The following is an 8386-nucleotide window of genomic DNA, read 5'->3' as shown; positions in this document are numbered from 1 at the left end:
CCCGTGCGGGGGGGGGGGGGGGGGCGGGGGTGGCACGGCCGAGCAGGTCCAGGGCGATCCCTGGTCGCGGCGGGCCGCGCCACTTCGTCCATGTCCCAGACCATCTCGCCGACGGCCGTGCGGCGCGGGCGGCGAGCTGACCGAGCAGCAGCGCGCGACGTGCTTCGCGCTGCCGGAGCCAATCGAGTCTTTACTCAGCGAACCCATTCGTTCGACTTTCCGTCACACCGCACCCCTCTCGCGCAGCGAGCGGGCTTGGAGGCAGTGTGTGGCCGTACCACTGCTGGACGGGCAGAGCATCCCTATGCCGTTGCCACGCTCCGATAAGCGGCAAGCAGATCGCGTATCGCGTTACTGGGTTCACCTTCGACCAGCGCTGCATATCGGACGATTCCCAGGGCGTACTCACGTCCCCAGTCCGCAACGAAGTCATCGGGGGTTCCAACAACTACGTGAGCTCGATAGGCCGTCGCCCTCACAGGATCGGAATCGTCGCGGGACAACCTGGCGACGGAGAAGAAACTGGAACCACCGCAGAACAGCTGCAGCAACTCGACATGCTTGAGCGTGCTCGCCTCCCCGGCGGTGATCAGATGCACAGCGCCTGCCGTCGAGTCCGTCCCCAGCTCCCGCGCTGCCTGCATGAGAACCATACTCGCCGCCGTGAAGCGGATCTCGATCTGCTCCTGTTCCCTCTTGGAAGCCAGGAGCTCCGGACCGCTTCGGTTCTTCCGCCACCTGAACAAAACGCCTCCCCCGGCACATAGCAGACCTGTTTGAGGGCGAAACGCCGCAGCAGCCTGCCCGGACAGCGCCCACATCATGGCTAATCCAATTGGGGACCCCTCCCGAACGGGAGAGAGCATCGCCATCCTGCGGCGGCGGGCTAGGGCCTGTCGTTTGGACCCCCGCCTCATCCATTCGAGTGCATGATGGCTCTGTCGGTGAGTCGCGATGTCGTCGAGTTTTAATGGCAGTTGGGGCCTTGCGGTGGGGCGAGGTCTGTGCGCGGCCATCGTGGAGGCCGGCACGGACTCCTACCGTGCCCAGACCAAAGCCCACGCCGAGCAGGCCGCCACACTCTGACCCCGCGATCGACAACCACCAGACGAGCGGCTGTCACCGGCCCGGTGTCTCAGCGGAAGATGCCGGCATTCTCCGCAGCCCACTGCCGGAACGGCCTGCCCGGGGAACCGGTGACCGGTGAAACCGTGTCGCGCACCGCGAGCAGCTCGGCATTGACGTCTCCGCCCGTCACGTCGAGCACTGCATCCGCTGCCTCGTCCCCGAAGACCGCGGCCATCTGCGCGTGAGCCTCCTGCCGGTTGATCTCGATGAAGGGCACATCCCGCCCGATTGCTGTCGCGATGGCCGTGACCTGTTGCCGGGGTGTCACCGGCTCCGGGCCGGTGAGGGCATACGTCCGCCCCTGGTGGCCGGGCTCCGTCAGTGCAACCCGCGCCACCGACGCGATATCCGCGGGGTGGATCGTGGGCAACCCGGTGTCCGCATACGGCGCGCGGACCGCCTCACGGTTACGGATCGCCCCCGCCCACATCAGAGCGTTCGAGGCGAACTGCGTCGGCCGCAGGATCGTCCAATCCGTGCCGCTGTCTTTGAGCAGCCGCTCGACCGCCAGGTTCTCGTCAGCGGGGCCCAGGTGCGGATGGGTCTCGACGGTGATGGACGACACCAGCACCACGTGCTCCACACCCACCCGCCGGGCCGCCGCGAGGATGTCCGCGTCCGGGCCCACCCGCGACACGAGGAACAGCGAGCGCACCCCGGCCAGAGCGGGCTTCAACGACTCCGGCACCGCCAAGTCACCCTCAACGGCCTCGACCCCCTCGGGGAACATCGCCCGGGAGGCGTCACGGGTGAGCCCTCTCAGCGGCCCCGCACCACATGCGTGCAACTCCCTCAGCAGTGCACCGCCAATGTTTCCGGTGGCTCCGGTCACGAGGATCACGAGCGCGTTCCTCCCGTCGTCAGATGATCAACTTGAGGACACGCTAAAAGCTCAATCGCACTTCAGGTCAAGGAGACTCCCGACCCCTTCCCGCTGCCCTTGCCACGAGCCCGAGCGACATCGAAACTCACGGACATTCAGAAGCATGGAATCCCTCTACTAGAGCCCCTCTACTGACATCTGAACTCATTGACAAACGGCATGTGTGGAAGGTGGGGAGCGAAGAGGGAGGGGCCGGGCCAGATCCCCAGGCTTGGGCGTTCTGCAGGCGCTTGTCAGTAGGGGCTGTCAGGATGCGGCCATGGAGCCTTCGGAGATCGTTTACGCATTGTGGGAGCGCATGCAGGCCCGGGACTGGGCCGGGTTGCGTGACTTGCTGGCTGAGGATTTGGTGGTGGAGTGGCCGGTCAGCGGCGAGCGGATCGTAGGGCGGGCGAACTACGTGCGCATCAACGCGGAGTATCCGGAAGGGTGGTCAATCCGCGTACTGCGGGTCGTCGCCGACGGCGACCAGGTGGTCTCCGAGGTGGAGGTTCCGCACGAGACGATGGGCGTGCATCGGGTGGCATCGTTCTGGACGGTGCGGGAGGGGAGGGTCGCGGCCGGCCGGGAGTATTGGAGCGAGTTGGGCTCGGACCCGTCGCCGGAGTGGCGGTCCGCGCTGGTTGAGCGGCTGTGAGAGAGCCGGCCACTCGTCGACTTCCTCGGTCTGCCACCTGTGGATGTCCAGCAGCAGGCCGTCCAGCGGCCCGCCGACCAGTTCGGCGTAGGTCCGGTGTGGGAGCGGGCCGAGGTGGGGGTCGTCGTGTTCCCCGCCGTAGACCCGGCCGTTCAGCAGCTGCTCATCGCCGTTCTTCTGATCAGCGTTGCCGCCGCCACCGACAACGCGGGCTTGCCCGGAGCGGCCTTGGGCCTGCCCGCGTGGTCGGTCGCCGCGGCTTGCCCGGGTCAGGTGTGGAAGCGGGAGAGCCGGCCGTCGGCCTTCTGTGCGGCCGCCTGTTCCCCTGCCTCCGGGCGCTCGCGTTCGGCGGCTTCGGCCTGCGCTTGTGCTGCGACGGCCCGATCCGGCCAGTTCTAGCACAGGTGCGGGTGCGACTGGCGCTTTGCTCCAGTCCCGGGGGTAGCCGATCGCCTCCGACCGGGCATCGGTGAACTTCTGCCCACAGTCGTCGCACACCGGCCACCGCGCCTCCCACTGCGCGGCCTTCCGTTCCTCACGGCGTCGCCGTTCTTGCCCGGCGGCCCGGCGGCGGCGGGCAAGGTAGGCATCCCGTCGGGCATTGCCGATCTCGTCTAGCAGTGGCCGGCGGTGGTCGCTCCCGAAACGCCAGAAGGCGGGCCCGGCCGGGCCGTGTTCGCGCAGTTCCTCCAGCGTGGTCGCCGCGATTGGGATGCAGCGGTCATAGGTGCCGGGTTGTTGTACGGGGGCCGGCGCGGCGCCTCCCCTCCCCCAGGGAGGCGCCCGATCGGTCGGCTATGTCCAGGGGTTGTTGAGGTCCACGCTCGATTGCAGGATGTCCGGCTTCACGTCGATCTCGGCCGGGTCGAAGTGGTACTTCTCGGTGAAGGTCCACCAGCTTGCGATCTGACGGTACTTCCCGTACGACCCGTCCCAGATGTAGACGGCGTCGTTGTCGTGCTCCTTGACCAGGTGGCCGTTGTTCAGAGGACGGCTGGGGTTGGTGAAGCACGCGTCGAACGTGTCCTTCGGCAGGGTGACGACGCCGTCCCAGCTGCCCCAGAGGTCGAAGTAGACGGTGCTGTTGGGGATCCAGTACAGGATGTAGCCCCTTGCGACCACGTAGACCCTGCCTTCGTTCTCCTTCTTGACCCGCTGCCCCTGTCCCGGACAGATGACAGCCGCCCTGGTGGACGCGGACGCCTTCTGCCCCGGTGCGGCCTCGGGAGAGGCGGCGGAGACACCGGCCGTGGCCAGTGACAGGCCCAGCGCCAGTGCCAGGGTGAGACCTGTACGACGTAGACGATTCACGAGTGGTGATTCCTTTCGGGTAGCACGCATGTGGTGGTTGTCCCTCGGACCCGGCCCGGCGGAGACCGGAGTCCCTGAGCCGTGCCCGAGCCCTGCCGACGCTGGCAGCGCGCTGCAGCGATGGGCAACGGATCTCGGGGCGCTGGGATGTTGGGATGGTGGGATGTGTGGTGACCTGGGGGTTTCACCGAACTGCTGGGATAGCGGTGGGACGGGGCGGGGGTGCGGTGGCCCAAGGCCCTGGGCAGACCGCCCTGTACTCCTCGTGCGGCACGGTCTCGAAGGACCCTGGGCGACTTGGCCGCAGGCCTCAGCGGGCGCCGGGACGGGGGCGGGGGTGCGCTCGGCTTGGCTGCGGCCGCCGCGGCGGCGAGGACGGCCTGCTGGGTGCGCGGTGGGACGGGGCGGGGGCGATGATGTAGACGCCATCGGCGCGGATGTCGACCTGCTTGTTACGCCCCGAGGGTCGGCGTCGCCCTGTCACCGATCGCCACCAGATACGGCAACGTGCACTCATCATCAGTCAGCTCACGACACCAGTCATACGGCTCCTCCAGGGGAGTACGGATCCTGCTGATCAGAAACACCTACTGCCCGGTGAACTCCACCGTGTCGACCTCGCACAGCGCCATGAGGAACGCACCGGAGACGAAGGCGGCAGCAATGCCGCATTTCGCTATGGGTGGTAGTGAGAGGAATTGAAGAGTGGAACGCGAGGACGAGAGGCACAAGCAGCCCCACCCGGGCATGGGGTGGTCTGAGTAATACCTGCGATGCCAGACAGGAGAGTCGTCGCCAGCCACTCATGAAGCATGATGTTGTCGCCTGGGACCCCTCCCGGACTCGTTCGCCTACTCTCCGCCCATGACCGCCCCACGCAGATGGATCCTCGCGATGGCCGCCGCGCTGATGACGGCGGGCTGCTCCAGTTCCCCGACCGCCGCGCCACCGGCATCGGGCCCGGCCTCGTCCAGCCCGTCCCCCAGCGCATCGACCGCACGCCCGAGCGCCACGCCAACTTCGCCCTTCTGCCTCAACCTGTCGTTCTTCCAGGCTGGCGTCATTGCCTACAGCGCCGAAGTGGGTGCGGCGATTGAAGGGGAGCCGCTGGACTTCAAAGAGCTGCGGAGGAAGGCCGCTTTGATCGCCGACGCCGGTGAGCCGATGCAGGCGAGCGCGCCGGCGGACATCGCCGAAGAGTTCCGCACGGTGCTCAAGGCGATCGATACGTCGGTGAGCAATTTGAAATCGGGCGCCAACGCGAATGACGTCCTGGATCCGGTGTACGGCAAGCGCAACCGTGCCGCTTTCGACGCCGTGGAGGACTATGACTGCGGTGGCGGGGACGGCTGAGCCCTTGTTGGCAGTGTGGTGTGGGTCGTACGAGACCGGTCAGAACTGTTTCGGAAGCTATCTGTGCCAGTCAGTCGCAACTTCCGTGACAGCGGTCAAGTACGCCTATCCTGCGGCGATTTCAACATTGAGGTAGCCCTCGAAACGAGAAGGCGGCAGGGAAGGGAATGAGTCATGGCAGGGGAAACCGTCGTGTGGATCGCGTTAGGCGCCATTTTCGGGGTGTTGCTGCTATGGGAACTTTGGGCGTGGTTGTGTCGGGTGTGTGACCCGGATGAGTCCACGGAGATACCTCGAAGGAGAACCGGGCCGGCGCCGCATCCGGCATATACGCTCTCCTGCGCCTACTGCGGCTGCTCGTGGCCGTCTCCGGATCCTGCATCCGACACATTGAAATGCCCTAACCCTGCGTGCGGTCGAACACATCAGGGAATCCAGTACCCCGACCCGTGGGGCCGGCCGTACCGGTAGGGCTCACCGTCCGTGTTCCGGTGGCGAGCCCGAGCGGATCGTGGCCACCCGGTGTGTCAGCGGCAGGGTATTGACGAGGCACAGCACGCAGACTGACGGCACACTCGAAGCTCCGTTGCGGCAGACGACTTGGGAAGGTCATCTGCATCACCGGGGCTTCTTTGCGGTCAGGCAAGGCCATCATCGCGACCTGCCGCCTTTGCGAGATCACGCGACTCCGCAACGGCTCTGCGCCGGGCCTGCCATCCTGAGCAGGTTCGATTCCATCCGCATAACCTGGAGGTTGTGATGCGTGCAGGCATCGTGGTCAGCGCGCACCCCGGAGTGGAGGACCTCGCCGTGCGGGCCGAGGAGTTGGGTTTACACAGCTTCTGGGTCAACGACACTCCGATGGTCCACGGAGATCCCTTCGTCGCCCTGAGCCTGTGCGCGAAGGCCACCAGCCGCATCAAGCTCGGCATCGGCGTGACCTCACCGGGGCTGCGCTCGGCTCCGGCCGCCGCGAGTGGGCTCGCCAGCCTCAACGCCCTGGCACCGGGTCGGATCATCTGCGGCGTCGGCACTGGAAACACCGCCCGGCGCACCCTGGGCATGCGGCCGACCACGGCGGCTAGGCTGGAGAACTTCACCGCCGCACTGCAGGACTTGTGCGCCGGGCTCCCGACCGAGTACCGCGAAGGTGACCGGGGCCGCGACATCCGGTTCCTGCACAACGGGGCGCACGTGAACACCGCCGACCCGATCGAGTTCGTCGTGGCCGCGCTCGGGCCGCGGGCCGCCGCTGTCGCCGGCCGCCGGGGCACCGGCCTCATCTCCTTCGGCCTGTTGGACCCCAACGCCTGGCACGCGCTGCACAACGCGCGCCGCCACGCCGCCCAGGACACACCTCGCGCCCCCGGCTCCCGCTCGGACTCGGACTCCTACGTGGTCACCTCGCTCTACATGCTCGACGAGGACGAGGACCCACACAGCGACGCAGCCCGGGACGCGACCGGCCACCTCGCCCTGTCGTTGCTGGCCTTCGCCGCCGACACAGCCGCCGAAAGGCCCTCCTTCGCCGAGCAACTCAGCCCTGAGGAACGCGAGGCCGTGCGGCGGCTCCTCGACCGGCGCGACACCACCGCCACCGCGCCGGACCGGCACACCAAGCTCTACTCCAACTACCTCGGACGCATCGCACCGCGGGACCGGGACCTGGTTCTGCCCTCGCTGATGAACAGCCTGGCCCTGGTCGGCACCCGCGACGACCTCCTCGCCCGCATCGCCACCCTGGAACAGGCCGGCATCGAGGAACTCCTCATCCAGCCGGTGATCGACCCGCCCACCGAGATGGCTCAGCTCGCGAAACTTCTCACTTGAGTGGACCCTGGCATGTCGTCAGGCCCTGATGGGTGGTATCTGGATGAACACCGCTGTGTCTTCCGGGAGTTGGCCTACCCTGCGGTGCTCTGGCGATCCTGGCGAGCGGCACCCGGATCTGGTCGCCGCCGGAGAAGCGGGACGCGGTCAGCCGCGTAATCGCACCGGATAAACCCGGCGACATCGACGACCATCCCCGGAACACTGGTCGCCCATGGATGAGGTCAAGGTCGTCGTCGCCCATTCCGAGCGTGCGACTCTTCGCGTCGGCGACGTGTTCCTGAAGGTGGACGCCGATCAGACACGCATCGACGCCGAGGTCGAGGCGATGTCCCTCGCGCCGGTCCCGACCCCGAAGGTCCTGTGGCGCCAGCCGCCCGTGCTCGCGATCACCGCACTCCCCGGGGCGACGCTCGGGCGCCTCGGCGGGCCGTCGACCGGGTCGCCGGCGGCGTGGGCCGCGGCGGGTACCGCTATCCGGAAGCTGCACGACGCGCCGCTTCCGGCCTGGCCGGGTCGGGCCGGCCGGAGCATCGTCTCGCTGGTGGCGGAACTCGACGACGAGTGCGAGATGCTCGTGACGAACGGCGTCCTGCCCGCCGACCTGGTCGCCCGCAACCGCCAGGTCGCCGAGGCCGCGCTCCGGCCGTGGACTCCGGCGTTCACGCACGGCGACCTGCAGATCGCTCACGTCTTCCTCGACGGCGACGAGGTCACAGGCATCATCGACTGGTCCGAGGCGGGCCAGGGTGATGCCCTGTACGACCTCGCAACCTTCACCCTCGGACACGAGGAGCACCTCGACGACGTCATCGCCGGATATGGCATCGACGTCGACCTCGACGTGATCCACGCGTGGTGGTCGTTGCGAAGCCTGCTGGCAGTCCGCTGGCTGATCGAGCACGGCTTCGACCCCTTCGCGCCGGGCTGTGAGGTCGATGTGCTGAGATCCCTGATGTGAGGCCGCGGGGGCCCGACAGTTACGTATGCGTTCTGACGCATCGAGCAGGCCATCCCGTGGGGCGCACCACTCGCCCGTACTCTCAACAAGTCGGGGTGACTTGGAGCCGGCGGACCTTGTCCCGGTAGACGGAGCATCGCCGTTGGGTGCTTCTGCCGCGGGCCAGCGGCGCGTTCATGTCGGCGTCGACCGTGGGTCGCCGGCTGTCGAGAACGCGCTCGAGGCCTGGCACGGACGAAAGGACCTCCATCCAGGCCCGGGCACCCGCGCCCCCACTCACCCC

The 8386-nt window shown here is 67.6% G+C and carries 7 protein-coding genes; 4 read left to right on the top strand and 3 right to left on the bottom strand.

Annotated features, from left to right (window positions below):
- Positions 1-302: 302 nt before the first annotated feature.
- A complete protein-coding gene (locus L0P92_RS39070) occupies positions 303-824 on the bottom strand; it encodes a hypothetical protein (RefSeq protein ID WP_234767888.1) in 522 nt (173 codons plus the stop codon).
- A gap of 311 nt (positions 825-1135) precedes the next feature.
- Positions 1136-1969 carry an SDR family oxidoreductase gene (locus L0P92_RS39065; protein WP_234767887.1) on the bottom strand — a complete coding sequence of 278 codons (834 nt, stop codon included), beginning with the start codon at positions 1967-1969 and terminating at the stop codon, positions 1136-1138.
- 301 nt (positions 1970-2270) lie between these two features.
- On the opposite strand from L0P92_RS39065, the gene L0P92_RS39060 reads away from it, so the two are divergent.
- Positions 2271-2648, top strand: a complete 378-nt coding sequence (locus L0P92_RS39060; RefSeq protein ID WP_234767889.1) for a nuclear transport factor 2 family protein — start codon at positions 2271-2273, stop codon at positions 2646-2648.
- A gap of 795 nt (positions 2649-3443) precedes the next feature.
- Here the strand turns inward: L0P92_RS39060 and L0P92_RS39055 are convergent.
- Positions 3444-3959 carry a hypothetical protein gene (locus L0P92_RS39055; protein WP_234767886.1) on the bottom strand — a complete coding sequence of 172 codons (516 nt, stop codon included), beginning with the start codon at positions 3957-3959 and terminating at the stop codon, positions 3444-3446.
- Between the two features lie 894 nt (positions 3960-4853).
- Between L0P92_RS39055 and L0P92_RS39050 the strand changes: the two genes are divergently transcribed.
- The 3 genes from L0P92_RS39050 to L0P92_RS39040 all read left to right on the top strand — a co-directional run bounded on the left by L0P92_RS39050 (position 4854) and on the right by L0P92_RS39040 (position 8103).
- Positions 4854-5312: a hypothetical protein gene (locus L0P92_RS39050; RefSeq protein WP_234767885.1), complete on the top strand. Its 459-nt coding sequence runs from the start codon at positions 4854-4856 to the stop codon at positions 5310-5312.
- Positions 5313-6071: 759 nt separating this feature from the next.
- A complete protein-coding gene (locus L0P92_RS39045; protein WP_234767884.1) occupies positions 6072-7142 on the top strand; it encodes an LLM class flavin-dependent oxidoreductase in 1071 nt (356 codons plus the stop codon).
- Between the two features lie 214 nt (positions 7143-7356).
- Positions 7357-8103 carry a phosphotransferase family protein gene (locus tag L0P92_RS39040; protein WP_234767883.1) on the top strand — a complete coding sequence of 249 codons (747 nt, stop codon included), beginning with the start codon at positions 7357-7359 and terminating at the stop codon, positions 8101-8103.
- Positions 8104-8386 lie beyond the last annotated feature (283 nt).

The sequence above is a fragment of the Streptomyces muensis genome (genome assembly GCF_021474425.1).
Lineage (GTDB): Bacteria > Actinomycetota > Actinomycetes > Streptomycetales > Streptomycetaceae > Streptomyces > Streptomyces muensis.
The sequence above is the reverse complement of the archived record's forward strand: the minus strand, read 5'-3'. Positions and strand labels throughout refer to the sequence as shown.

Bases quoted from the DNA above. Each gene is read 5' to 3' on its own strand.
- L0P92_RS39070 (WP_234767888.1), bottom strand. From the start codon at position 824: ATGATGTGGGCGCTGTCCGGGCAGGCTGCTGCGGCGTTTCGCCCTCAA.
- L0P92_RS39060 (WP_234767889.1), top strand. From the start codon at position 2,271: ATGGAGCCTTCGGAGATCGTTTACGCATTGTGGGAGCGCATGCAGGCC.
- L0P92_RS39050 (WP_234767885.1), top strand. From the start codon at position 4,854: ATGGCCGCCGCGCTGATGACGGCGGGCTGCTCCAGTTCCCCGACCGCC.
- L0P92_RS39045 (WP_234767884.1), top strand. From the start codon at position 6,072: ATGCGTGCAGGCATCGTGGTCAGCGCGCACCCCGGAGTGGAGGACCTC.
- L0P92_RS39040 (WP_234767883.1), top strand. From the start codon at position 7,357: ATGGATGAGGTCAAGGTCGTCGTCGCCCATTCCGAGCGTGCGACTCTT.